30 protein-coding genes are annotated in these 23,743 nt (G+C 61.2%); 17 read left to right on the forward strand and 13 right to left on the reverse strand.

Going from position 1 to position 23,743, the window contains the following annotated elements:
- Positions 1-40 precede the first annotated feature (40 nt).
- Positions 41-838 carry a prohibitin family protein gene (locus tag NW804_RS06855; RefSeq protein ID WP_414421095.1) on the reverse strand — a complete coding sequence of 266 codons (798 nt, stop codon included), beginning with the start codon at positions 836-838 and terminating at the stop codon, positions 41-43.
- A gap of 260 nt (positions 839-1,098) precedes the next feature.
- On the opposite strand from NW804_RS06855, the gene NW804_RS06860 reads away from it, so the two are divergent.
- The 6 genes from NW804_RS06860 (at position 1,099) to NW804_RS06885 (ending at position 4,745) form a co-directional block, all read left to right on the forward strand.
- A complete protein-coding gene (locus NW804_RS06860) occupies positions 1,099-1,380 on the forward strand; it encodes a hypothetical protein (RefSeq protein ID WP_414411924.1) in 282 nt (93 codons plus the stop codon).
- A 114-nt stretch (positions 1,381-1,494) separates the two neighbouring features.
- Positions 1,495-1,668 carry a hypothetical protein gene (locus tag NW804_RS06865; RefSeq protein WP_414396014.1) on the forward strand — a complete coding sequence of 58 codons (174 nt, stop codon included), beginning with the start codon at positions 1,495-1,497 and terminating at the stop codon, positions 1,666-1,668.
- A complete protein-coding gene (locus NW804_RS06870) occupies positions 1,661-2,179 on the forward strand; it encodes a GNAT family N-acetyltransferase (RefSeq protein ID WP_414411923.1) in 519 nt (172 codons plus the stop codon). Before NW804_RS06865 ends, NW804_RS06870 begins: the two co-directional genes overlap by 8 nt.
- A gap of 67 nt (positions 2,180-2,246) precedes the next feature.
- Positions 2,247-2,555 carry a 4a-hydroxytetrahydrobiopterin dehydratase gene (locus tag NW804_RS06875; RefSeq protein WP_414396012.1) on the forward strand — a complete coding sequence of 103 codons (309 nt, stop codon included), beginning with the start codon at positions 2,247-2,249 and terminating at the stop codon, positions 2,553-2,555.
- A gap of 165 nt (positions 2,556-2,720) precedes the next feature.
- Positions 2,721-3,680: an NAD(P)H-binding protein gene (locus tag NW804_RS06880; protein WP_414396010.1), complete on the forward strand. Its 960-nt coding sequence runs from the start codon at positions 2,721-2,723 to the stop codon at positions 3,678-3,680.
- A gap of 78 nt (positions 3,681-3,758) precedes the next feature.
- Positions 3,759-4,745 (forward strand): ABC transporter ATP-binding protein, encoded by a 987-nt coding sequence (locus NW804_RS06885; RefSeq protein ID WP_414411921.1) that lies wholly within the window; start codon positions 3,759-3,761, stop codon positions 4,743-4,745.
- A gap of 29 nt (positions 4,746-4,774) precedes the next feature.
- On the opposite strand, the gene NW804_RS06890 is transcribed toward NW804_RS06885, so the two are convergent.
- Positions 4,775-5,902 (reverse strand): glycosyltransferase family 4 protein, encoded by a 1,128-nt coding sequence (locus tag NW804_RS06890; protein WP_414396006.1) that lies wholly within the window; start codon positions 5,900-5,902, stop codon positions 4,775-4,777.
- A gap of 367 nt (positions 5,903-6,269) precedes the next feature.
- Positions 6,270-6,986: a M50 family metallopeptidase gene (locus tag NW804_RS06895; RefSeq protein ID WP_414423175.1), complete on the reverse strand. Its 717-nt coding sequence runs from the start codon at positions 6,984-6,986 to the stop codon at positions 6,270-6,272.
- Positions 6,987-7,221: 235 nt separating this feature from the next.
- Between NW804_RS06895 and surE the strand changes: the two genes are divergently transcribed.
- Positions 7,222-7,953 (forward strand): 5'/3'-nucleotidase SurE, encoded by a 732-nt coding sequence (gene surE / locus NW804_RS06900; RefSeq protein WP_414396002.1) that lies wholly within the window; start codon positions 7,222-7,224, stop codon positions 7,951-7,953.
- Here surE and NW804_RS06905 read toward each other — a convergent pair.
- Positions 7,936-8,556, reverse strand: a complete 621-nt coding sequence (locus NW804_RS06905; RefSeq protein ID WP_414423176.1) for a DUF3318 domain-containing protein — start codon at positions 8,554-8,556, stop codon at positions 7,936-7,938. The genes surE and NW804_RS06905 overlap by 18 nt on opposite strands.
- 130 nt (positions 8,557-8,686) lie before the next feature.
- Between NW804_RS06905 and NW804_RS06910 the strand changes: the two genes are divergently transcribed.
- Genes NW804_RS06910 through NW804_RS06925 form a run of 4 tightly spaced genes read left to right on the forward strand, consistent with a single transcriptional unit; the run spans position 8,687 to position 11,741 of the window.
- Entirely contained in the window at positions 8,687-9,436 is a 750-nt protein-coding gene (locus NW804_RS06910; protein WP_414423177.1) for a GvpL/GvpF family gas vesicle protein, read from the forward strand.
- A 60-nt stretch (positions 9,437-9,496) separates the two neighbouring features.
- Complete coding sequence (locus tag NW804_RS06915) at positions 9,497-10,687, forward strand: FAD-dependent oxidoreductase (RefSeq protein ID WP_414423178.1); 1,191 nt, start codon at positions 9,497-9,499, stop codon at positions 10,685-10,687.
- Positions 10,675-10,872 (forward strand): sulfur carrier protein ThiS, encoded by a 198-nt coding sequence (gene thiS / locus NW804_RS06920; RefSeq protein ID WP_414411917.1) that lies wholly within the window; start codon positions 10,675-10,677, stop codon positions 10,870-10,872. Before NW804_RS06915 ends, thiS begins: the two co-directional genes overlap by 13 nt.
- A 41-nt stretch (positions 10,873-10,913) precedes the next feature.
- A complete protein-coding gene (locus NW804_RS06925) occupies positions 10,914-11,741 on the forward strand; it encodes a thiazole synthase (RefSeq protein WP_414395993.1) in 828 nt (275 codons plus the stop codon).
- Between the two features lie 13 nt (positions 11,742-11,754).
- Here the strand turns inward: NW804_RS06925 and NW804_RS06930 are convergent, their stop codons facing one another.
- Together NW804_RS06930 and NW804_RS06935 are read right to left on the reverse strand one after the other, a co-directional pair.
- Positions 11,755-12,387 carry a class I SAM-dependent methyltransferase gene (locus NW804_RS06930; RefSeq protein WP_414423179.1) on the reverse strand — a complete coding sequence of 211 codons (633 nt, stop codon included), beginning with the start codon at positions 12,385-12,387 and terminating at the stop codon, positions 11,755-11,757.
- Between the two features lie 84 nt (positions 12,388-12,471).
- Complete coding sequence (locus NW804_RS06935; RefSeq protein WP_414423180.1) at positions 12,472-13,191, reverse strand: DUF554 domain-containing protein; 720 nt, start codon at positions 13,189-13,191, stop codon at positions 12,472-12,474.
- A gap of 149 nt (positions 13,192-13,340) precedes the next feature.
- Between NW804_RS06935 and NW804_RS06940 the strand changes: the two genes are divergently transcribed.
- Together NW804_RS06940 and NW804_RS06945 are read left to right on the forward strand one after the other, a co-directional pair.
- The gene (locus tag NW804_RS06940) at positions 13,341-13,865 is read left to right on the forward strand and encodes a GNAT family N-acetyltransferase (protein WP_414395987.1); all 525 of its coding nucleotides are present in this window, start codon (positions 13,341-13,343) and stop codon (positions 13,863-13,865) included.
- A 3-nt stretch (positions 13,866-13,868) separates the two neighbouring features.
- On the forward strand, positions 13,869-14,579 hold the full coding sequence (locus NW804_RS06945) for an esterase/lipase family protein (protein WP_414395985.1): 711 nt from the start codon (positions 13,869-13,871) through the stop codon (positions 14,577-14,579).
- Here the strand turns inward: NW804_RS06945 and psb29 are convergent.
- Entirely contained in the window at positions 14,576-15,295 is a 720-nt protein-coding gene (gene psb29, locus NW804_RS06950) for a photosystem II biogenesis protein Psp29 (RefSeq protein ID WP_414410223.1), read from the reverse strand. The genes NW804_RS06945 and psb29 overlap by 4 nt on opposite strands.
- Positions 15,296-15,399: 104 nt before the next feature.
- Between psb29 and proB the strand changes: the two genes are divergently transcribed.
- Positions 15,400-16,515, forward strand: a complete 1,116-nt coding sequence (gene proB, locus NW804_RS06955) for a glutamate 5-kinase (protein WP_414423181.1) — start codon at positions 15,400-15,402, stop codon at positions 16,513-16,515.
- A 3-nt stretch (positions 16,516-16,518) separates the two neighbouring features.
- Here the strand turns inward: proB and arsJ are convergent, their stop codons facing one another.
- The 3 genes from arsJ to ahcY form a co-directional block, all read right to left on the reverse strand.
- Positions 16,519-17,805 (reverse strand): organoarsenical effux MFS transporter ArsJ, encoded by a 1,287-nt coding sequence (gene arsJ, locus NW804_RS06960; protein ID WP_414410224.1) that lies wholly within the window; start codon positions 17,803-17,805, stop codon positions 16,519-16,521.
- Positions 17,806-17,824: 19 nt separating this feature from the next.
- Complete coding sequence (locus tag NW804_RS06965; protein WP_414423182.1) at positions 17,825-18,835, reverse strand: ArsJ-associated glyceraldehyde-3-phosphate dehydrogenase; 1,011 nt, start codon at positions 18,833-18,835, stop codon at positions 17,825-17,827.
- 114 nt (positions 18,836-18,949) lie between these two features.
- Entirely contained in the window at positions 18,950-20,230 is a 1,281-nt protein-coding gene (ahcY, locus tag NW804_RS06970; protein ID WP_414423183.1) for an adenosylhomocysteinase, read from the reverse strand.
- Between the two features lie 68 nt (positions 20,231-20,298).
- Here ahcY and ruvX point away from each other — a divergent pair, with 68 nt between their 5' ends.
- Positions 20,299-20,778 (forward strand): Holliday junction resolvase RuvX, encoded by a 480-nt coding sequence (gene ruvX, locus NW804_RS06975; protein ID WP_414423184.1) that lies wholly within the window; start codon positions 20,299-20,301, stop codon positions 20,776-20,778.
- Here ruvX and NW804_RS06980 read toward each other — a convergent pair.
- A complete protein-coding gene (locus NW804_RS06980) occupies positions 20,745-21,152 on the reverse strand; it encodes a YraN family protein (RefSeq protein ID WP_414423185.1) in 408 nt (135 codons plus the stop codon). The two genes, ruvX and NW804_RS06980, sit on opposite strands and share 34 nt — an antisense overlap.
- Entirely contained in the window at positions 21,130-21,252 is a 123-nt protein-coding gene (locus NW804_RS06985) for a hypothetical protein (RefSeq protein ID WP_414396121.1), read from the reverse strand. Before NW804_RS06985 ends, NW804_RS06980 begins: the two co-directional genes overlap by 23 nt.
- 132 nt (positions 21,253-21,384) lie before the next feature.
- Here NW804_RS06985 and NW804_RS06990 point away from each other — a divergent pair, with 132 nt between their 5' ends.
- Both NW804_RS06990 and NW804_RS06995 read left to right on the forward strand, forming a co-directional pair.
- Complete coding sequence (locus NW804_RS06990) at positions 21,385-22,248, forward strand: M48 family metallopeptidase (protein WP_414421079.1); 864 nt, start codon at positions 21,385-21,387, stop codon at positions 22,246-22,248.
- Between the two features lie 8 nt (positions 22,249-22,256).
- Positions 22,257-23,168, forward strand: coding sequence for a carbohydrate kinase family protein (locus NW804_RS06995; protein ID WP_414411910.1), 912 nt, complete (start codon positions 22,257-22,259; stop codon positions 23,166-23,168).
- Positions 23,169-23,171: 3 nt separating this feature from the next.
- On the opposite strand, the gene NW804_RS07000 is transcribed toward NW804_RS06995, so the two are convergent.
- On the reverse strand, positions 23,172-23,743 hold a 572-nt coding region (locus NW804_RS07000), incomplete at its 5' end, for an ABC transporter ATP-binding protein (RefSeq protein WP_414423186.1).

Here is a 23,743-nt window from a genome sequence, read left to right on the forward strand (position 1 = left end):
GGCAGTTGCTCCTGTTCCCAGATTGGGGCTGACGGCACAGCTACTTAGTAACCAGCGTCTCTAGGCGGGATCCCAGCACGGCAGCCTTCACTACCTCCAGGTACTGGGGATTTCGGGTGAGGGCCTCGGCTTTGGCTTGCAGTTGACCGGCTTCTGCCTCGGCTTGAGAAATGATGGCGCGGGCCTCCTGACGCGCCTGCTCGATCTCATATTGTTTTTTCACCAGTTCGTTTTCGGCGATGGTCTTTGCTTCGATAGCCGCTACAAAATCGGGGTCGAAGTCTATGTCTCGCAGCAGAAAGTCCAAAACCTCGATGCCATATTCCTTGAGCAAAAAGGCCACCCGTTCCCGGATTTGCCCCTGGAGCACTGGGCGCTCGGTGGAATACAAAGCCTGGGCGGAAAAGCCGCTGGTCTCGTTGAGGATGACCGAGCGGACAATGGGAGCGATGCGATCGAGGTAGTTCTCCCCCAGTTGGGTATAAACCTTGGGAGCGTCCACAATGCGAAATTGCAGTGTTGCCTCAGCGGCAATCAGCTGTCCATCCTGAGAAAGGGCCAGCAGCCGCGGCGCGTAGGCGTCGGGATCCTCGTCCCTCCAGGTCAGAGCTTGGGTTTTCACATCGAAGGTAACCGTGCGCGAGACAAAGGGCGGTACCCAGTGCAGGCCTGGCTGTAGGGGCGTCGGGCTCACCCCCCCTCCCCAGGTAAACAGCACCATGTTCTCGCCGTTGCCCACCAAGCGCAGCGGCCTCCCCGCTGCCACCAGGATCAACACCGCTCCCGCCAGAGTAAGCTGGGGCAGCCAGCGGCTTACCTGCCTTGGCCACCTTTCCATTAGCAGCTGCCTCCCTTCTGCCCTTGCCAGTATTGTTGCCACCGCCTTCAGAGGGAGGCAGGATCTTTCGCCATCTTTTAAGCTTTCTGCCCGGCTTTCCTAGCCTCGGGCAAGTTGCAGAAGGACGAGAAAGCGGGAGCGCCAACGTCCCTGAATCTCGAAAAGTTCGCAAAAGTTCACTTCACAGTTTGCAAAGACTCAGGATAAGCCGGCGAGAAGAGAAGAAGATTAAAACATGATAAAGATTTGGGTTGCCGTTCATGCTGCCTCCTCTCGATTACGAGCGGCGAGAGATCCAGGTGCCAACCTCCTGTATCGCGCTGGCAGCCCAGGCTCTGATCCGGCAGGGGGTATCCGTCTACTGGCGGGAAGACAGCCTGTCCGCCCTTATTCAGCTGGGAGCCAGAGGAGCTAGCGATCGAGCTGCCATTTTGTTGGTGGAAATGAGCCTTGCCAGCCAACCGGAGGAGCTGAAGAGCTGGCTGGAGATGTGCTGGCGACTACCCAGCCATCGCCGCGAGCTGTTGCAGGTGCGAGGATAGGGGATCGCTTCTTCTGCAGGCGCGCCAGTCTTGCAAAGTAGGCTGGGGGGATTTGGTCCTGAAAGACAGGGGCCAGGCGCTGCAAAATAGTCTGTAGTCTAGCACCCTCAGCCTATGGATCTCTTGCGGCAGTACGTCCTTCCCGCCCTGATCCTACTGGTATTCCTGTTTACTCTGGTGGTGGTGAGCATCCGCTCGTTTCTACCCCAAGATATGGCCCAGCCTGCACCGATAGAGGAAGCCCCTCCTGTAGCTCTTTCTGGTTGCTGGATGCCTGCCTATGTCTGAAACTGGGATCCCTTTGCCTGCCGGCTACCGTTGGCGCATTGGCTCTGCCTGGGATCGACCTTGGGTGCGGCGGGGACTGCAGGCCACTTTGCAGGAATCTTTCCCCGAGCAGAAGCACTGGGATCACCTGGAGAAGACGCTAGATCGCCTCTTTGACCCCCCGCGTACCCCCTGCTGGTGGATCTTGAAAGAAGAGACAGGGGAGCCAGTGGGCGGTGTTTGGGCCGGCATCTCCACCGATCAAGCCACCTATCGGCGGGTAGCCTACGTCTTCTTGCTCTGGGTGGATCCTGCTCACCGCCGGCGAGGGCTGGGCAGGGCCTTGATGCAACAGGTGGAACGCTGGGGATCCCAGCAGCAGTTGGCAGCCATCACCCTGCAGGTTTATCGCCACAACCAGGCTGCCCTCAACTTTTACAAGCAGGCCCACTTTAGCGTGCAAGGCTACTGGCTGTATAAGCCCCTCGGCGGCGCCAGCGCGGCTGATCCAGAAGGTTATGAAGTTTTGTAAATAAGCCAGGCCTTGTTCTCAGTTCCCTTTTTGATGAAAGCGGTGGCAACGAGTGGGGGGAACGCCCATGTCCAGACCTGTCAAGCTGAGCGAAGCGGAGATCCAAGCCAAGCTGGAAAGCCTGCCGGGCTGGTCCTTGCGGGAGGGAAAGCTGCACCGCCAATTTCAGTTTCGCTCCTTTGTCGAAGCCTTTGGCTGGATGAGCAGTGTGGCCTTGGTGGCTGAGAGCATGGGCCACCATCCCGAATGGACCAATGTGTACAACCGTGTGCGGGTGGATCTCACCACCCACGACGCCGGGGGCATTACGGAGCTGGACTTTGCCTTGGCACAACGCATGAACGAGCTAGCCGGCTCCTCGGCAGCCAATGGCTGAGCTGATCGCGTTAGCGGGCCGTAGGCCAATCGCGTTAGCGGGCCGTAGGCCTTGGCAAGCAAGCAGGGATCCCCCTTTTTGGGTCTGCTCCCAGACTGAGAGGGGGTGTGTTGGGAGCTATCTCAGTCTGATAAACTAAGGCCAAGGTTAAGAAATGATAACTTTATGAACGTGCTGGTTGTCGGGGCAACGGGAACCCTGGGCCGTCAGGTAGTGCGGCGGGCTATTGAGGAGGGCCATCAGGTCACCTGTCTGGTGCGAAACCCGGCTAAGGCTGCTTTCCTAAGCGAATGGGGGGCCCACCTCAAAGTGGGGAACCTGCTGCAGCCAAGCACGCTCCGAGAGGCCATGGAGGGTGTTGAGGCGGTGATTGACTGTGCCAGCGTGCGACCAACCGACACGCTCACCACCCGCCAGGTGGATTGGGATGGCAAGGTCGCTTTAATCAACGCCGCTCGGGCCGCCCAAGTGGGGCACTTTATCTTTTTCTCCATCATGGGCGCTCAGCACGAATACCCCAATGTGCCCCTGATGAACTTTAAGCACCACATTGAGAAGTATCTGGTCGGATCCCAGATGCCCTACACCATTTTTCGCCTGGCGGGCTTCATGCAGGGGCTGATTGGCCAGTACGCCATCCCCATTTTGGAAGAGCAAATCGTTTGGGTAACCAGCGAGAGCGTTCCCACGGCCTACCTCGACACCCTAGACGCAGCCCGGTTCGCGGTGCGGGCCCTCAGCCTCGAAGCAGCCAAGCGACAGATCTTTCCCTTGGTGGGGCCCAAGGCTTGGACTTCCCAAGAGGTCATTGCCCTGTGCGAGCAGCTTTCTGGCAAAAAGGCCAAGGTCAGGACCATACCCCTGGGCCTGTTGCGGGGAGCGCGCAAGGTAGCCCAGTTCTTTCAGTGGAGCTGGAACATTGCCGACCGGCTGGCGTTTGTGGAGGTGATTGCCGCCGGAGAGCCAATGCACGCTGACATGACACCGGTGTGCGAAGCCCTAGGCATTGAACTGGCTTCCCTGACCTCCCTTGAGGACTTCCTCGCAGACTACTTCCAGAGGATGTTGAAACGGATTCGCGAGCTGAAGGTTAAACAACCCAAGAAGGTCAAGACGCCTTTCTAGGGGAAACTGCAGCCGAGGCGGGAGTAGAGCGTAAACTGGATAGCGAGCTAGCCTTTTTCTCAACTCCAGCTTTTCCCGATGAGCGAGACGGTTGTCACCTCCCCAGGAGCAGCTGTCGCCCAGCCCGAGCCAGCCATTGCCGTTGCCGGCCTAAGCAAAACCTACCGCACCGGCTTTTGGCTAACCAAGGTGGTCACCCCTCTTAAGGATTTTTCGCTAACCGTGGCCCGCGGTGAAACCTTTGGGCTACTAGGGCCCAACGGAGCTGGCAAAACCACCACGATCAAGTGTCTGCTGGGCATTGTCGAGCCCACCAGCGGCAGGGGCACGCTCTTGGGCAAACCCCTGGGGGATCGCTCCATCAAGCAGCGGGTAGGCTACCTGCCGGAGAACCCCTATTTTTACGACTACCTGACCGCTTGGGAGTTTCTCCATTTTGCTGGCAAGGTGTTTCGCCTCTCGGACAGCCTCCTCAAGGAGCGGATCCCGCAACTGCTGGAGCTGGTGGGGCTTTCTATAGATACGGCCCGCAAGAAGCCAATGCGCACCTACTCCAAGGGCATGCTGCAGCGCACGGGCATGGCCCAAGCCCTGATCAACGACCCGGAGCTGGTGTTTCTGGATGAGCCGATGTCGGGTCTGGATCCCATGGGCCGCTACCAGATGCGGGAGATCATCCTGTCTCTCAAGCAGCAGGGCAAAACGGTATTCTTCAACAGCCACATCCTGGGGGATGTGGAGGTGATCTGCAGCCGCATCGGCCTCATGGTCGGCGGCAAGTTGGTGCAGCAGGGAACGTTGGACGAGCTGCTGGGCCAGAGTAAGAGCTACCGCGTGCAAGGGCACGGCGGCGCCGTAGAGCAGTTCCGCGACTGCCTTGAGCACTTCTCCATCCAAGGATCCCATTGGTCAGGGGAATGGAGCGGATCCCTGCCGGAGCTACTCAATCTCCTAAACCAGGCGGGGGCGGTGGTAACCGATGTGCATTGGCAACGGCAGTCCCTAGAGGAGTTCTTTGTCGAGCAAGTGCGGGCCATTGAAGGGGATCGGCCACTCTCTGCCTGACCTGGCCCAGGTGTTTTGGAACGTCATTTCTACCGACTACGTCCTGCCTCAGCGATGACAGCGCGGTAGTACTCCTCTAGCTGCTGCGTGGCTGCGGACCAGCTCCAGCGCTCGGCCTCCTGGCGGGCCTGTTGCCGGAAAAGTTGCCGCTGGTCGGCCCTCTCCAGCAGTTGCCGTGTGGCCTGAACAAAGTCACTGTCGGAGTCGGGATCGAAGAGAAAGCCGTTGCGGCCGCTGTCCACCACATCGGTAATGCCGCCGCAGCGGGGGGCGATCACCGGACAGCCGGCAGCCATGGCCTCTAACAAAACCAGCCCCAACGTCTCGGTGCGGGAGGGAAACACAAATAGATCGGCAGAAGCAAAGGCCGCCGCCAGCTCTTGCCCCTGCAAGTAGCCCGTAAACACCACGTCATAGCCGGCAAAATGCTGTTCCAGGGATCGCCGCTCCGGTCCATCCCCGACAATAGCCAGACGCGCCTGCGGGATCTGCTCCAGGAGCACCCGGATCCGCCCCACCTCTTTTTCTGCGGAGAGCCGACCCACGTAGAGCAACAGCGGCCGCTCTGGCTGCCCTGCGCTAAGGCGGGCCCGCATCTCTGGACTGGCGGCCTGGGGATGGAAGAGCTCCGTATCCACTCCTCGCTGCCACAGGTGAACTCGCTCGATGCCGTGGGCAGTGAGCTCCTGCATCATGGCCGTCGAGGTACAGAGGTTGAGCCGCGCCAGATTGTGCCCCAGCCTGAGGAGGCTCCACAAAACCCCCTCCAGAAAGCCCAGCCCATAGTGCTTCAGGTACTTTGGCAAATGGGTGTGGTAGGAGGCCACCAGGGGGATCCTCATGGTCTGACTGTAGTAGAGGCCCCCCAGACCCAAAACCGCTGGGTTGACCACGTGGATGACATCCGGTCGAAAACGGCTAAGCAGCCTGCCAATGGCCGGGCCAGGAGCAGCCAGCTTCAACTCTGGGTACAAAGGCAAGGGGAAGCCGGGGATCCCGTAAACCCGTGCCCGCGCAAACCGCCTGGGTGCTCCCTGAGGGGCAACAATCAGCACCGAGTTGCCGCGGGCCGTTAGGTGGCGCACTGTATGGCAAAGCCGGGTAACAATGCCATCTACCTTGGGCAAGAACGTCTCTGTAAACAGAGCTATGCGCATCGGGGATCCCAAGCCTACTGCTCCCACCCGTCGGACGGTGTCTTCAACGACTCTTAGGATGAGTGTTGCACAAAATGGCAACGCAACAACGGCTTGGGCACCCCCTCTAGCGGGACAGGCTAGCAGCAGGGCTGGCTGGCTGGATCTGGCCCAGGGCTGGGTCTTGGCCCAGAGTATCTGCCAACGTTTTGCTCACAGATAGCAGCATGGCCGCCAAAGCCAGGCCAATGACATCTCTCCACATTGTCCGCTCCCACACTCCTCACGCCCCTTACTGTAGCGGCGGCTTTTGCGGCCGGGCAGTGATGGGCAACGGATTTTTGGGTGATAGCAATCACTGCCAAAATTGCGGCTTTGCCCCTTTTGGCTAGTCGCGGAAGGCCAGTTGCAAGCTGCTTATCAGCACAACCAAAGAAAACACCGCCATCACCCCTCCCCAGAACCAGTAGGGCAAAAACAAATTTTGGGCTATCTGGCTGGAGTCGGAGAGGATCAGCCGCCCGTTGATGACAGCACCCTCCATAAAGAGATAGTCAACCTGGTGATAGGTGCTCACACAGGCCTGCACCCCCAGAAATTGCAGGACAAAGCCCCGCAACCAAGGGGAAGCCCAGCAAGCTACCGCCAGGATGCCCAAACCCATGGCGGGGAGGAGCAAGAGGCCAAAGGGAGAACGCACCCAGAGCAGCGTCGAGAGCAACAGCAGGGATCCCAAAAACACCAACCCCAGCCAAGCTGTGCTGCGGCGGCGGGAAGCGAGGATGAACAGAGCCCCAGCCAGCGGCGGACCCATCGGCCCAGCGGCGGCCACCAAAGCCCGCCCCACCCGTCCTAAAAACAGCTCGCCACTGTAGATAGCTAGCCCCGAGCCATTGGGATAGATCTCCAGACGATGAAACTCTCCCCCCAACAGCAGCGCCGTCAGCCCGTGGCCCATCTCATGAAACCAGGTGGCCAACAGGGTAAAGGGATAGAGGAGGTAATTGCCCCCGGGAAACCGCCAGAGCAAAACCGTCAGCCCTGCAGCAGCCACCAGCCAAATCACGCTCTGCCGGTCAGGTTTTTCGGAAGGGGAAGAAGGCATAGGGGGAGAGGAGACTTGCCAAAAAAGAGTCTAGAACACCTAGGCCCGTAGACGCCTGCTAGCGGTGCAGAGTTTCAAGCCATTGAGTCTTGCCAAGCCTCAGTTGGGGGAAGGGAACGCCGGGGATCTGCCTTATAAAGAGAGACGGGCTCCGCCTTGCCTTTGACCTCAAACCCCTCTGCAACAGGGACTTGCGATTAGGCTAACCCGAGAAGCTGCCGGCAGAGGAATTTAGATGAAGGTACTGCTAACCAACGACGATGGCATCGAGGCGGCAGGGCTGGCGCACCTCAGGCTGGCCCTCAGCGCTCTCGTTGCCGAGGAAAACTGCTGGATTGTGGCCCCCCACCAGCCGATTTCTGGCTGTAGCCACCAAGTCACGACGGGGCGGCCCTTCCGCGCCTGGGCCCGTGGCACGCGCACCTTTGCTGTAGAGGGATCCCCTGCCGACTGTGTGCGGGTGGCCTTGTTTAAGCTTGCCCCTTCCGTGGATTGGGTGCTTTCTGGCATCAACGAGGGAGGGAATCTGGGAACGGATGTGTACCTGTCCGGCACGGTGGCAGCGGTGCGGGAAGCGGCGCTGCGGGGGATCCGGGGAATTGCCATCTCCCAGTATCGGGCAGGAAGCCAACCCATCGATTGGGAGCAAGCGCAGCGGTGGACGCGGGAGATCTTGGCAGAGCTGATGGAGCAACCCTTACCTAGAGGCGCCTTTTGGAACGTGAACTTGCCCCACCTGCCGCCTGGATCCCCTTTGCCGGAGCGAGTTTACTGTCCCCTCTGCACGCAGCCGCTGCCGCTCGATTACGCCGTGGAAGCAGAGGGAGAAGGCTTGGAGTTGCTGTGGTTCCGCTACCAGGGGCGCTACGCAGAGCGCGCTCGCGATCCCCAAACCGACACCGATGTCTGCTTCTCCGGTCGGGTAGCCATCACCCAGGTGCACCTGACCTCAGGAGCTCCCCGGTGAGGGAGTGAGGTTGCGGGCGATGGTTCTCAGCCGCTGCAGCCGCAGCGCCGTCAGGATGTCAGAGGGATCCAGCTTCAGGGTTTGTTCCAGAGCCTCTGCCAAGTGTTGGGCTGCCTCCTGACGGGTATAGCCGCGGAACTGGGCGCGGCGCAGGGCAAATTCATCGGCATCGAAAGGGGCGCTCTCGCGATTGAGGCTTTGCCAGATCTGTCGAACGGAGAGGGCCGTAATGCCCCCCGCTAGAAGAGCAGAAAAGGGGTGTTGCAGAGAGAGCTCCACCAGGGTGGTGATGCCCCCAAACAGCGCCAGCAATTGGTAAAACCCTGGCTGCAGCCAGTTGCGATGGCTAAGCCAGCCCACCTCCCGCAGAAACAGGAGATCTCGGTGCGGCTGCGGGATCCCTTGCCACCGGCGAAAGTCGATGGCAATGGTGCCCTGGGGCTGCCAGGGAGCCTGGCGGCGAGAAACCAGCAGCCTCTCGCCTCCCGAGTGAGGAACAACTTTGATCCAAGCTCGGAAGGAAGCGGGGAGCAGATCCCGCAAGCGCTCAGTTTCTTCTTTTTGAAAGGTTTCCAAAGACTGGAAGTCTGGGCCACTAGTCATACTTACGTGTGCTGATTCTTGAACCCCCTCTCTAGCCTAGCGGCAGCAGGGGTGGCGTGAGGCTTGGCAAGCGAACGTCCTGGCTCCTGCGGCTTTAAGCTGAGAAGAAAAGCCCAGCCTGGATTGAACCATGCTGTGGTCAGCTCAGCCAGAGCCGCCGGCAGGGATCCTTTACACCTATGCGTTTTTGCCAACGCCGGGGGCATCCCTTTGCCAATTCATCCAGCAAACCCCTGGCATGCAGCAGCCACTGCAGGTGTTCTCCCCGCCGGGGGGCCGCATTGCCGCCGCTATTGAGCCGCTACCCGACCCAGCGGCACTCCAAGCTTCGGACGAGGTACTCCTGCGTTCGGCTCTGCGCCATGACGAGGTGCTCTGCCGGCTGTTTGCCCAGACACCCCTTCTGCCTCTTCGCTTTGGCACATGTTTTCTCTCGGCCGAAAAGCTGGGAGCCCACTTGTTAACCCAGCAGGCGGAGTACGAACAGGCGCTAGCTGCTCTCGGGAAAAGAGCCGAGTATTGCCTCAAAGGCAGGGTTCACACCCCGCTTCCTGGGGATCCCCCGCCCGCCCCCAGTGGAACGGCCTACCTGCTAGCCCGCAAGCAGGCCTACCTGCAACAGCGCCAGGCCCAGGAACAACGGCAGCAGGAGCTAGCCGTGCTGCAGCAGCTCTGGCCCCCCAACTGGCCTGTGCAGAGGGGGGATCCCCAGTCAGGAGAAGTGCTGCGGCTATACTTTTTACTCACTCCCGCCGAACGGGAAGTTGCCGCCCAGCTCACCCAAACCTGGCTGGCGGAGCACCCCCACTGGCAATTGGACTGGAGTCCTCCCTTGCCCCCTTATCACTTCGTGGATGTCCTGCGGGATCTTTCTAGGTAGGCCCAGGCTGCTGGCCTGCTGCGGAGTCCTACCTGCAGCTTCTGACTCCACTGACCGCCAATGACCCTTCCCAGCGGCTCTCCTCAGACCAAGCCCTCGACCACCCCTCGGACGGCCCAGCCGGATCCCGTCCTCATCCTCGGGGCCGGCCTCATGGGGCGCCTGTTGGCTGCCAGTCTGCTTGAAGACGGCCATCGGGTGCACCTGGTGGAAGCAGCCCCGGCCACCGCCCCAGAAAGCAGCGCCGCCCATTTTGCCGCGGCCATGCTCGCTCCTTTGGCTGAGTCGGTCATCACCGAAGCCAGCGTGGTGGCCCAGGGGTACTACGCCCTCTCCCGCTGGCCCGCGCTGCTAGCCAGCCTGCCAGAGCCCGTTTTCTTTCAGCAGGAGGGCACCTTGATCCTCTGGCACCGTCAAGATGCTGGGGAAGCCAAGCGCTTCTCCAACTTGCTGGCCGCGGTGAGAGAACGCCTCCCCCATCTTCCCCGCCCCCAGCCGCTTGATGCCCAGGCCCTGGCTGAACTGGAGCCCTCGCTGGCCGGCCGATTTAGCCAGGGTCTCTATCTTCCCCAGGAGGGTCAACTAGACAACCGCCAACTGCTGTCGGCTACGCTGGCCAAGCTGCGGCAGCACGGGGTGGAGGTGGAGTGGGGATCCTCTTGGGATCTCGAGCGGGCGCGGGCCTGGCAGCAGCAGACCGGCGGCTGGGTTTTGGACTGCCGTGGTCTGGGAGCCCGAAAAGAATGGGGCGGGCAGAAACCGCTGCGGGGAGTGCGGGGGGAGGTGGTGCGTTTGTACGCTCCAGAAGTTTCGCTGCGGCGCCCAACGCGGCTATTACACCCTCGCTATCCCATCTACATTGCTCCTAAGCCAGGGCACCTATTCGTGGTGGGAGCCACTGAAATTGAATCCGAGGATCGCTCGCCCGTGAGCGTCCGCTCGGCTTTGGAGTTGCTCAGCGCCGCCTACACGGTTCACCCTGCCTTTGCCGAAGCGCGTATCCTAGAATTAGGCAGCCAATGCCGTCCCACCCTAGCAGACAACTTGCCGGCAGTGGTGGAGCCATCCCCACGCCTGTTGCAGATCAACGGCCTCTATCGCCACGGTTTTCTCATTGCTCCGGCCCTTCACGACGCCGTCCTGGAGTACCTTCACCACGGCAGTTGCCGCCTAGCCCAGCAGTTGGGGATCCCCTTTCAAGTGCAGGCTGCCTCGTTTCCCCAGGAGTCTCTGTCGCCATGCGGGTCTTGATCAACCAGAAGCCTTACGATCTGCCGGAGGGCACAACTTTGGCCGAGGCCATCGCCCAGGTGGAGGTCTGTGGCCCCTTTGCAGTGGCGGTTAACCTGGAGTTTGTGCCGCGCGCCCGCTACGAGCAAACCCGTCTGCAAGAGGGCGACCAGGTCGAGATCCTTGTGCCGGCTGCCGGGGGCTAGGGCATAGGCGCCTTCCTCTTTGTCCTAACTCTGTCCCAGCGATGTCCACTCTTCTTGAGCTTTCCCCTTCAATCCAGGCCGATGAGGATCCCTTGGTGCTCTACGGCCAGGCTCTGCCCAGCCGGCTAATGCTGGGGACAGCCCGCTACCCTTCGCCGGCTATTTTGGAACAGGCGGTGGCGCGGGCGCAGCCCTGCCTGTTGACGGTTTCCCTACGGCGCCAGGGTGCCCTAGGGCCAGAGGCCTCTCAGGGGTTTTGGGCCCTGCTGCAGAAGCTGGGGATCCCACTGTTGCCCAACACCGCCGGCTGCCACAGCGTGCAGGAGGTGGTCACGACGGCGGAGATGGCCCGAGAGGTGTTCGGCACCGACTGGATCAAGCTGGAGCTGATTGGCGATGACTACACCCTGCAGCCGGATCCGGTGCAGCTGCCCGTTGCCGCTGCCGAGCTGGTTCGGCGGGGGTTCAAGGTCTTGCCGTATAGCACCGACGACCTAGTGCTCTGCCAGCGGCTCTTGGATGCCGGTTGTGAGGTGGTCATGCCCTGGGCCGCTCCCATCGGCACGGGCAAAGGCCCCCTCAACCCCTACAATCTGCGTCTGCTGCGGGAGCGGATCGAGGCGCCGCTAATTGTGGATGCCGGCCTAGGCTTGCCCTCCCACGCTTGCCAGGTCATGGAGTGGGGCTTCGATGGGGTCCTGCTCAATACAGCAGTGGCCCTAGCCCGGGATCCGGTGGCGATGGCCGAGGCTTTCGCGGCAGCGGTGCGTGCAGGCCGCCAAGCTTATCTAGCGGGGGCAATGGCTCCGCAGGAAACACCCCAGCCCAGCACGCCTGTTCTGGGCACCCCCTTCTGGCACCAGGGTTAACTGCTCTATCAAATCAAGCAACAGGCTTTTGCGCCTGGATGACCTGCAGGGCTCCTCCAGCGTGCAGGGTTTGCCGGACGGACTGCCAGCCCTGGTGCTGCAGGTACTGGGGCAAGTCCAGCTTGAGGAAGTGCCAGGCAGTCTCGGTCTCAAACAGGGCTAGAAACAGGGCCAGTCCAGGCCAAAGTAGGGGCTGGTGGGGCGCGTGCAAATCGAGAATGAGAAGCCGCCCCCCGGGCTTGAGCACCCGCCAGACTTCGCGCAGCGCTTGTTCGAGGTCGGGGAAGGTCAACTCGTGCAGGGCCAAGCTGGTGTGTACCCAGTCAAAGCTGCTGGCGGGAAAGGGCAGATCCTGGGCAAAGGCTTCCACAAATTCAACGTTGGGTAGGCGCTGGCGGGCTGCTGCTAGGGCTTTGGGTGAGGCATCCACGCCGACCACGTTTTGACATAGCTCGGCCAGAAGCGGTGTCACTTCCGCCGGCCCACAGCAGAGATCCAACACCCGATCCTGAGGTTGGATGGGGATCCCTTGCAGGGGCAAGCGCCGCAGCCGAGCATACCCCCCCACTGCCAGGGCCGCCGCGCGGCTAATGCTGCGGTAAAGCCAGGGAAAGCGGTAGCTCCAGTCGCGGAGGAAGGTGGCCATAGAGGCTTCTCCTACCCCACTAGCGGGATCTCCCAGCGTCACTTGCCGCCAAGCTGAGGGGAGTTGCTCCTTGCTCTGGACAGACTAGAGGTCAAGATCCCACAGCGGGAAGAATCCCACCAGCAGCTCCACAATCAGCAAAGCCGGCAACAGGTTGGCCACCCGCAGGCGCGCTAGGCCAAGCAGGTTAATGCCAATACCTAGGATGAGGATCCCACCGGTGGCCTCCAGGGCCGCAAGCAGGTCTGGACGCAGCAGGGGCTGCAGTTGTCGCGCCAGCAGGGCCACTCCTCCCTGAACCAGGAGCACCGGCAGGGCGGAAAACAGCGTACCCCAGCCAAGGCTGGCGGTAAAAGCCAGGGTGGCTATGCCATCCAGGGCAGCTTTGACCAGGAGCAGCGAGGGATCCCCCAGGCCATCCTGGATGGATCCCAGCAGCGTCATGGGCCCAACCAAAAAGAGAATGCTGGGGGCCACGAAGGCGCAAGCAATGGGGCTAGGGCCCAGCCAGCGGCTCACCTGCTTTTCTAAAGCTTGTCCCAGCCGCTCAAAGGCAGCCTCGAGATCGCTCCATTCCCCCAGCCAAGCTCCCCCGATCAAGGCCAGCAAGACCGTGACTGCCTGGGCGGCGCTGCTGAGGGTAAGGGCCATTTGCATCCCCAGAACCAACACCAGCAAGCCCATAGCTTGGAGCAGGGTTTGGCTGATGCGCTCTGGCAAACGACGGCCTAGAACCCAGCCAAGGCCGCTGCCCAAGAGGATGGCGAGGGCATTGACGAGGGTGCCAGTGCCAGGGGGAGCCATAAAACTTCTCGCCGGCCAGCCTGAATTATAAGTCTCCCTCAAAATCTTCTCCAGGCCGACAGGGAAGCACCTGGGCAGACTGGCCGTTTCTGCTGCCAATCCTGGCTATACTGGGGACATGCTCACAGAGGTGGGCTTTTACTCCACTCATGGGTTTTTGGAAAGGCCTGTTTGGGTCAGCAGGGGCTGCCACCGCCAAAGCGTCAACGCAAACGGCTACACCTGCCCCTCGCCAGGAGACGGTGGCGGTGGGGGGGGAGACTATTGTCTTTAGCCTGGATCCCAACGTAGATGTGTACGAGCTGGAAGAGCTTTGCGATGCAGTAGGGTGGTCGCGTCGCCCCATCCACAAAGTTAGGAAAGCTCTGCAGCACAGTTTTTTGGTGGTCTCGATGTGGCAGCAGCGGGGCAGCTACCGACGTCTCATTGGCTTTGCCCGCGCCACCTCGGACCATGCCTTCAACGCCACCATTTGGGATGTAGTGGTCCATCCTGAGTTTCAGGGCCGGGGGCTGGGCAGGCGGCTGATGGAAAAGGTCATTCAGGAGCTGCGCGCCCAGGACATCAGCAACATCACCCTCTTTGCCGACCGGGAAGTGGTCAGCTTCTACGAGCGGCTTGGCTTTACGGCCGACCCCGAGGGGATCAAGGGCATGTTTTGGTACCCACGATAGCCCATGGCTCCCCTGCCCACAGTGATCTTGCCGGGTTATCTGGCGGGCGCCTCGGAGTACGAGCCTTTGCGCCGGGAGCTGGAGAAGCGTGGCTATCCAGCGCGAGTGGTACCGCTGCGGGTAGCCAGTTGGCTGCCCACCCTGGGAGGAAGGCCGGTCACGCCTATCTTGCGGGCTCTCCAGGCCACTGTCCGACGTACCCAGGCCGAGTTTGGAGCTGAGCAGGTGAACTTGGTGGCCCACTCCGCTGGCGGCTGGATTGCTCGCATCTACCTGGGATCGGTGCCCTACGGAGGTCAGGTCTGGCAAGGGCGGGATCACGTGGCCACCCTGATTAGCCTGGGATCCCCTCACACCAGCCGGGAGCGCTGGACAAGGCGCAACCTGGACTTTGTGAACACCCACTACCCAGGCGCCTTCTGGCCTCAGGTCAAGTACGTGTGCGTGGCTGGCAAGGCCATCCAAGGACGGCGCGTGGGCTGGGGATCCCTGTGGCGGCGAGAGCACTACCTCAGCTGGCTAGCCTACAACAGCTACCGGCTCACTGCCGGCCAGGGAGAACTCTGGGGAGATGGCATCACTCCCATCGAGGCGGCCCATCTGCCGGGAGCTATCAACCTCACCCTTCCCAATTGCTACCACTCGGGCCGCGGCGCGCGATGCTGGTATGGTTCGCCAGAGGTAGTCGAGAGTTGGATTGCTTACTTGGCCTAGCTGCTGGATCTTGGGGGATCGGCGGTGGAGCCGCCGGGCAGGGAAGCCGCCGACTGGCGACGTTCCTGTTGACGCCGGGCCGCTTTTACCATCTCCTCGAGAGCAGCGCGCGCCTGCTTCAGGCGGTCCAAGCTGCTGCGGTAGAGCTCCAGGTCTTTTTTCACCCTCTCTGGCGAGAAAGGCAGCTTCCTAATCACCTCCTCCAGAAAGCGGCGGCTGCGCTCTTCGGGATCCTTATAGAGGGAGGCAGCTACTGCCTCGTAGGCCGTGTAGAGGCCAACGGCCAAAACTCGGCTGTAGGCATAGGGAGGCTGGGTCATGCGCTGCAAAATGGCCTTTAGCCCCCCCACATCCTCCGCCTCTGGTTTGAGGCAGAGCAGGTTGTAGCGCTGCTGGGGATCCCCACTGCGCAGGAGCTCCAGCAGGTCACGGGCATTCCTGCGCACCACCTCCGGCTTGAGGTGGAGAGCCTTACAGAGGGCGTTGAAGATGACCTCGCGCTGCTCAGGAGAAGGGTAAGTCTCCATCAGCCCGTTGTAGAGGGTAACCAGCCCCAGGGCAAAAAAGGGATCGTAGACAAAGGCGCTGTTGACCGTGGCTAGGTGCAGCTCCACCAGCAACTCTTCCACCACCCGGCGATAGGCGGGGTGAATAGGGCGAGGGTAGGCGCTCAAAAAAGCCGCTTTGGTGGCCGAAAAGGTGCGGACAGGATTCACAGGCAAAGAAAGAGAGCGGGAGGCGAACTTATAATATTCTCCCTCGGAGCGACCCCGCGGGCAAGCCAGGCTCTAGGGTTCAGTGGGGTGGGAGGGTTAGCGATATGGCAGCTACAGAGGGAACCATTGTCGTCAAAATCGGCACCTCCAGCTTGACGGATCCGCAGACGGGCTCCCTGCGCCTTTCCGTGTTGGGGCCCCTGGTGGAGGTGCTGACGCGGCTGCGCAACCAGGGCTATGCGGTAATCCTGGTCTCCTCCGGGGCGGTGGGGATAGGCTGTGCCCGCCTGGGCTTGCGCCAACGGCCGACGGCAATTGCGGAAAAGCAGGCGGTGGCGGCGGTGGGTCAGGGACGGCTGATTCGCCTCTACGACGATCTCTTCTCTGCTCTCAACCAACCCATTGCCCAGGTGCTGCTCACCCGAGGCGACTTCGTGGAGCGCAGCCGCTACGTCAATGCCAATCGCACCTTCACCCAACTGCTGCAGATGGGGGTTATCCCCATCGTCAACGAAAACGACACGGTGGCGGTGGAGGAGCTGAAGTTTGGCGACAACGACTCCCTCTCTGCCCTGGTGGCGAGCATGGTGCAGGCCAAGTGGCTGATCCTCCTCACCGATGTGGACAGGCTCTACTCCGCTGATCCCCACCGCGATCCCTCCGCCGAGCCCATCGAGCGGGTGGAGCACGGCATGCCTTTGCGGGTAAAGGCGGAAGCCCACGGCAACAGTGGCTGGGGCACCGGCGGCATGGCAACCAAGCTCGCTGCGGCTCAAATCGCCACCGCTGCCGGCGTGACGGTCGTGATCACCAACGGCAAACGGCCCGACCAGATCCCAGCCATCTTAGCCGGCGAGCCCATTGGCACCCGCTTTGAGCCCGCTCCTCAGCCGGTTAGCGCCCGCAAGCGGTGGATTGCCTACGGCCTTATCCCCGAGGGATCCCTGACCTTGGATGAGGGAGCCGTGCGGGCAATCTGTGAGCAGGGGCGCTCGCTGCTGCCAGCGGGGATTACCGACGTTTCTGGCGACTTTGAGGCGGGGGCTGCCGTGCGCCTGTGCGATCCCAGCGGGCGAGAGGTGGGGCGGGGCCTAGTCAACTACAGCGCCGAGGAACTGCGGCGGATCAAAGGCAGGAAAACTGCTGAAATCCCCTACATCTTGGGCTACGAGGGAGTCGATACCGCTGTCCATCGGGATAACCTGGTCCTGCTGGAGTGACACTCAGTCGCCGGGCTTGACCACCCACTCCACAGGGGTTTTGGTGGGATCCGGCAATTTCAGCGAAAACAGCCCCGCCGCCAAGATCAAGAGGGTGGAAAACCAAAGACAGCCCTCCAATCCGTAGAACTGGAAGAGGATCCCAGAAGTTACCGTCCCCAACAGCCGCCCGCCGGAATTAGCCATGTAATAAAAGCCCACATTGAGGGCTACGTCGTCGTCTTCCGTGTAGGCCAGCACTAGATAAGAGTGCACCGCCGAGTTAAAGGCAAAGACAATCCCAAAGAGGATGAGGCCGCCAGTGACCACCCACTCCGGCGGGAGGTCGGCCATGAAGGCGGTGGCAATGATGGCTGGCACTGCGGTCAAGGTAAACGTCCAGATTTGGAGAGTGCGGGCCTTGGGCGCGCGGCCCGGGCGACCCCCTCCCAACAGCTGCGGCGCCAGAAACTGGATGATCCCATAGCCGATGACCCAGATGGCCATGTAGCTACCCACCTGCATGAAGGTCCAGCCCAGGCTGTCGTAGAGAAACACGGGCAGGGCCACCACAAACCACACATCCCGCGACCCGAACAGGAAGAAGCGGGCTGCTGAGAGAAGGTTGATCTCGCGGCTTTTGGAAAACAGGCGTTTGAAGGGGATCTTCGCCTTAACCTTGCCCATGTCTGCTGGCAGCAGCGCCCCCGAACAGAAGATCAACGCCAGCGCCCCCGCCTGCACGAAGTTGGCCATGCGGAAGCCCATGGGATCGCCGTAGATCTCGGTGAAGATCTGCAGCAGGGCCGCTCCCACAAAGAACCCCACCCCCTTGAGGGCGTTTTTGGATCCCGTCAGCATGGCCACCCAGCGGAAGAGGCGGGATTCAGCCTCCCTGGGCACCACCAGGCGGATGGCGCTCTTGGAGCTCATCTTGGTGAGATCTTTGGCGATCCCGGCTAGGGCTTGGGCCGTCATCACATAGGCCACCTGGCCCCAGACCGGCCACTGCAGGTTGATCACCCCCAGCATCACCAGGCCAAAGATCTGAATGGCAATGCCGCCGTAGAGGGTCAGCCGCAGGCCAAAGAGGGATCCAATCCAGCCGCCCAGGAAGTTGGTGATCACCCCGAAGATCTCGTAGAAGAGAAACAGCATGGCAATCTGAATCGGGGTGAAGCCCAACTTGTGGAAGTGAAGTAGCACCAACATGCGGATGGCGCCGTCGGTGATGGTAAAACCCCAGTAGGCAGCGGTTACCAGGGCGTAGTTGCGCACAGCAGCCGCTTGGGCGCTTGAGGCAGCAGTCATGGGCAGGTCTCCAAAGGACTTACAGACTAAGGGCCACCTTGCGGGCCAATTCCGCCATGCGGTTGGCGTAGCCCCATTCGTTGTCGTACCAGGCCAGAACCTTTACCTGGGTGCCGTCCACCACCAGGGTTGAGAGGGCATCCACAATGCTGGAGCGGGGATCTCCCTTGAAATCCACGGAAACCAAGGGCAACTCCTCATAGCCCAGGATGCCCTTGAGTTCGCCCTCGGCTGCCGTTTTTAAGAGACGATTAACCTCTTCCACGCTGGTAGGCCGCCTCACCTCAAACACGGCGTCGGTCAAAGAGGCATTCAGCAGGGGCACGCGCACCGCAATGCCGTTGAGCTTGCCATTTAACTCGGGGTAGATAAGGCCAATGGCTGTGGCAGAACCGGTGGTGGTGGGCACCAAGGAGAGCAAAGCCGAGCGGGCTCGCCGCAGATCCTTGTGGGGAGCATCCACCAGCGTTTGAGTGTTGGTGACAGCGTGGACGGTGGTGATCACCCCGTGCAGGATGCCGATCCCCTCGTGGATGACTTTCACCAAGGGGGCCAAGCAGTTGGTGGTGCAGGAGGCGGCGGTAAGCAGGTGGTGGCGGGACGGGTCGTAGAGGTGGTCGTTGACGCCCATGACGATGTTGAGGGCCTCTTTGTCCTGGACGGGAGCAGCCACAATGACCTTGCGCACCCCGGCCTTGAAGTAGGCCTCTAGCTCTGCGGCTTTCACAAACTTCCCTGAACACTCCAGCACCAGGTCGATCCCCAACTCAGCCCAGGGCACTTCGCCAGGAGATTTGCACTCGCTAAAGGTCAGGATTTTGTCCTGGATGCGCAACTTCTGGTCGGATCCCTCGATGTCGAGGTTCCAGCGGCCCTGCACCGAGTCGAACTTAAGTAGGTGAGCTGCGGCAGCAGGCCCGCCCTTGATCTCGTTGATGTGGGCAAACTCCAGCTCCGGCCAACCCCAAGCTGCCCGCAGCACCAAGCGTCCAATGCGGCCAAAACCATTGATGCCTACCCGCGCTGCCATCCCCCTCCCCTCCCAACTTGCAGCCAGGGAGAACCTCGCCCAGAGCTTATCAGAAGCACCCCTGCATTTCAAGTTGGGAAGCTGGGCAAGAGTCCACTAGCAGCAGCGTGTATTTTAGGTTCCTACAGTCCAGGTGTTGCCATACTCAATCTGCTCCGGGGTGAGGCTGTCGATCTGGACCCCCATGGCCTTGAGCTTAAGGCGGGCAATGGCCTCGTCCACCTCAGGGGGGATGGGGTGCAGCCCTGGAGCCAGCCGACCCCGGTTTTTCACCAGGTACTCGCAGGCCAGCGCTTGGTTAGCAAAGCTCATGTCCATAACGCTAGCCGGGTGGCCTTCGGCAGCAGCTAGGTTGATGAGCCGGCCCTCTCCCAGCACGAATACCGATTTGCCCGATTGAAGACGGTACTCTTCCACGAAGGGGCGTACTGTCTGCCGGGAAACGGCCCGCTCCTGCAGGGCCACTAGGTCAATCTCGATATCGAAGTGGCCGGCGTTGCAGACCATTGCCCCATCCTTCATGGCGTCGAAGTGCTCGCCGCGGAGGACATGCTTGTTGCCCGTGACTGTGATGAACAGATCCCCCAGGGGGGCAGCCTCAGCCATGGGCAGAACGCGAAAGCCGTCCATGACTGCTTCCAGGGCCCGCACCGGGTTGACCTCAGTCACGATGACCTGGGATCCCATGCCGCGGGCTCGCATCGCCACTCCCCTGCCGCACCAGCCATAGCCGGCCACCACCACCGTCTTCCCGGCCAGGAGAAGGTTGGTACAGCGCAGAATCCCGTCTAGGGTGGATTGGCCAGTGCCGTAGCGGTTGTCAAACAGGTGTTTGGTTGCAGCGTCGTTAACGGTCATCACCGGGAAGCTGAGCACCCCTGCTTTAAGCATGGCCCGCAGACGCACCAAGCCGGTGGTGGTCTCCTCCGTGGTGCCGATGAGCTCGGAGAGCTGCTCCTGCCGATGCTGCACCAGCTCCGCCGTTACATCGCCGCCGTCGTCGATGATGAGGTTGGGGCGGTGATCCAGGGCAATCTGGACATGGCGGCGGTAGGTTTCCACATCCTCCCCCTTGATGGCGAAGACTGAAATGCCGTAGTCGGCCACCAGGCTAGCGGCCACATCGTCTTGGGTGGAAAGAGGGTTGCTGGCAATGAGGACGCTCTCGGCTCCACCCGCCTGCAGGGTCAAGGCCAGATTGGCAGTTTCGGTGGTGACATGACAGCAGGCTACTAGACGCAGGCCAGCCAAGGGCTTTTCTTGGGCAAAGCGCTCCCGAATCTGGGCCAGCACCGGCATCTCCCGCGCCGCCCACTGAATCCGCTGCTTGCCCAAGGGAGCAAGGCTCAGATCCTTGACTTCATGCTTAGGTAGAGACAGAGTAGCACTGCTCATGAGAAGACTCCCAACGAGGACTCCAGACAGGGAGAGGCCGTTCCAATGTCGCCAAGATGGAAACCCGGATGTCCACAAGCCTGAACTATTCTCCCACAAGGGAGCCCTTTTCGGCGCTGGGTCTGGATGTGGGCGATCGCCGCATTGGTGTCGCCGGCTCCGATGGGCTGGGGCTATTGGCCACTGGCCTGGGGGTGATCCAGCGCCGCTCCCTCGCAGAAGATATCGCTCAAGTGCAGGCGTGGATTCGCCGCCGCCAGGCCACCGTGGTGGTGGTTGGGATCCCTCTTTTGGCCGATGGCTCGGTGGGATCCCAAGCCCGCAAGGTGCAGCGCTTTGTGCGGGCTCTCCAGGCGGCTGTGGATTTACCCATAGAGACAGTTAACGAGTACCTAAGCACCGTGCAGGCGGAGTGGGATCTGCGCCAGGCAGGGATACCCGCCAAAGCCCAGAAGAGTTTAATCGATCAGCAGTCGGCGGCCGTAATTTTACAAACTTGGCTGGATGAGCGGCGCTACCGCTCCACCTCAAAAGCTCCCTGCCGATAGTCGGCCAAAGCGTAGCCACCACCAGGCCGATATTCCACGAGGGCCACATCGAAGCGGCAGGCTGCTTCCACTAACTGGGGATGCTGGCTTAGGAACGCCTGGGCAGCTCGGATCAAGCACTGCTGTTTTCGCATCCCAACTGCCAAAAGTCCGCCCTGATCCCAGCCCTGGCCGCGGCGGGTTTTAACTTCCACAAAAACCAGCAGCCCTGCCTTGTAGGCCACCAGATCCACCTCCCCCCACTGGCAGCGCCACCGCCGGGCCAGGATCTGCCAGCCTTGCCCTTCCAGGTACCGCTGCACGCAGGCCTCCCCGGCACTACCGGCCTCTCGGGGAGCGGTGTGCTTGCGCCTAGTGGGCAGAGCCGTTGCCATGATACTTGTCAGTGTCGTAGAAGCCGTTGCGGGTGCCAAAGTAGAAGCTTGCCAAAGAGAGGATCAGGGCAACCGCCACCAAGATCGATTTTGCCTCCACGCGGTTTTCTCCCACCTTTGTCCTCAGCCATGATAGCTTGCTCCGCCTTACCCCCTACCAGTTGAGGCAGAATGGGAGGAGCGTCGCTACTGCTTTTTGCCTCTCAAGCTTACCGTTTTCCTGCAGCCTCCTATGTCTTCCGCGCCCTCTATGCCAACTGCTTCCAGCGAGCCTCGCCTCCTCTTGGGCCTGCGGGCCGACGAGTTTCGCCATCCAGTGGATCTGCAAGCCACCCGCTCTCTGCAGCAACTGCCGGGCCTAGGCCTGCTAATTCAAAACTTGCTTGGCTCCACGGCGGGGGAGATGTTTTACCTGGATAACATTGCCTCCAGTATCCAAATCAACGAGCAGCAGTTGCCGGAAGTTTACCAGCTTTTGGTTCAAGCCTGCCGCATTTTGGATCTGGAGGTGCCCCAGCTCTATGTGCGGCAAAACCCTGTGCCCAACGCCTACACTTTTGCCATGCAGGGGAAAAAGCCTTTCATTGTCTTGCACAGCTCCCTGCTGGATTTGCTGGAGCCAAAGGAACTGCAAGCTGTCATTGCCCATGAACTGGGCCATCTCAAATGCAACCACGGCGTCTATCTGACGATGGCCAACCTTCTCGTGCTCTCCACCAGCTTGCTCCCCTTTGGCGGCCTGTTCTACCGCGCCCTGCAGGATCAACTGCTGCACTGGCTGCGCTGTGCTGAGTTTACCTGCGACCGGGCAGCGCTGCTGGTTACCCAGGACGCCAGAACCGTAATCTCAGTGCTGATGAAGCTGTGCGGCGGCTCGCCGCAGTTGGCCGCCAAGCTCAACGTGGATGCCTTTCTGGAACAGGCCCGCACCTACGAGGAGCTGGATAGCGATCTCTGGCAACTGGAGCTCAAGCAACTCCAAACCCTTGGCCGTACCCATCCGTTGCCGGTGCTGCGAGCCCGAGAGATCGAGCGCTGGTTCCGCAGTAACACTTATCAGCAAATTCTCGAGCGGCACGGCGTCCCCGCGTTCTAGAAACCAGGATGGCTCTTCTCGAAGCGCCGCTTGGCCCGCCTCTGATCTTGGGAGAGGTTCTTCTGGATTGCTTCCCTGACAGGGTGGTGCTGGGAGGAGCCGCTTTGAATGTGGCCTGGAACCTCAAGGGACTGGGGTTGGATCCCCTCCTGATTAGCCGCATTGGCCAGGATGAGGCAGCGGAACAGGTGTTGAGGGCGCTGCGGCGGCAGGGGCTACGTCTAGAGGGGCTGCAGCGGGATCCAGCTCACCCCACCGGTCAAGTCCAGGTCACCCTCGACAGAGAGGGAATCCCAACCTTTGCCATCCTGCCGGAGCAGGCCTATGACTTCATCGAGCTGGATCCGGCTGTCCTTAGGGCCTTCCAGCCCAGCCTCCTCTACCGGGGTAGTCTGGCCGCACGGCAAGAGTCAGCCCACCGCCATTTCCAGGAGGCCATCCTGGCTTTAGGCTGTCCGGTGTTTTTGGACCTCAACTTGCGGGATCCCTGGTGGCACCCAGGCCCCATCCGGGAGATGCTGCGCACCTGCACTTGGCTGAAGCTCAACCAGGCGGAGCTAGAGCAAGTGGTTCAGCTGGAAGGGATCCCTGGCGGGGAGGTGGTGGAGCAGGGGCAGCTCTTGCGGGCGCAGTTGGGCCTCAAGGGCTTGTTCCTAACTTTGGGGGCGGCAGGGGCGTTCTTGTTTACGGCTGAGAGGGTGTATTGGGCGGAGGCGGTGCCAGCGCTACGGCTGGTGGATACAGTAGGGGCAGGGGATGGGTTTAGCGCTGTGGCCATCCTAGGCCTGCTGCGAAGGTGGCCAGAAGCAGTACTGCTGCAGCGGGCAGTGGAGTTTGCCGCAGCCATCTGTGGAGTTGCGGGGGGTGCACCCCAAGACCCAGAGTTCTACTGCCCTTTCCGGCAGCGGTGGGGGCTCTAGGAGCTACTGAAACTGGCGCCAGTGGAGCTGGGCGTAGCGTCCTCCTTTAACCAGGAGCTCGCGGGGGTTGCCCTGCTCTAGAAGTTGCCCCTCTTCGAGGACAAAAACGCGATGGGCGCTGCGCACCGTGGAGAGGCGGTGGGCAATAACAAAAACGGTACAGCGCTGCATGAGCCGCTGCAGGGCCTCCTGCACCAAGGCTTCCGACTCGTTATCCAAGGCGGAGGTCGCCTCGTCCAGGATCAGAATCTTGGGGTTGAGCAGCACAGCGCGGGCAATAGCTAGCCGCTGCCGCTGACCGCCGGAGAGGGTGATCCCACGCTCGCCAATGCGGGTAGCGTAGCCCTCAGGCAGGCTCTCAATGAAGCTATCAATATTGGCCACCCGGGCCGCCTGGCGCACTGCCTCCAGGTCAACGTGCTCCTGGCCATAGGCGATGTTGCTGGCAATGGTGCCGGAAAAGAGGGTAATCTCCTGGGGGACGATGCCAATTTGGCGACGCAAACTTTTGAGGGTGACGGTGCGGATATCGATGCCGTCGATGCGAATACACCCCCTGTCTCTTATACACATCT

It is taken from the genome of Synechococcus sp. WC10meta (assembly GCF_047461475.1).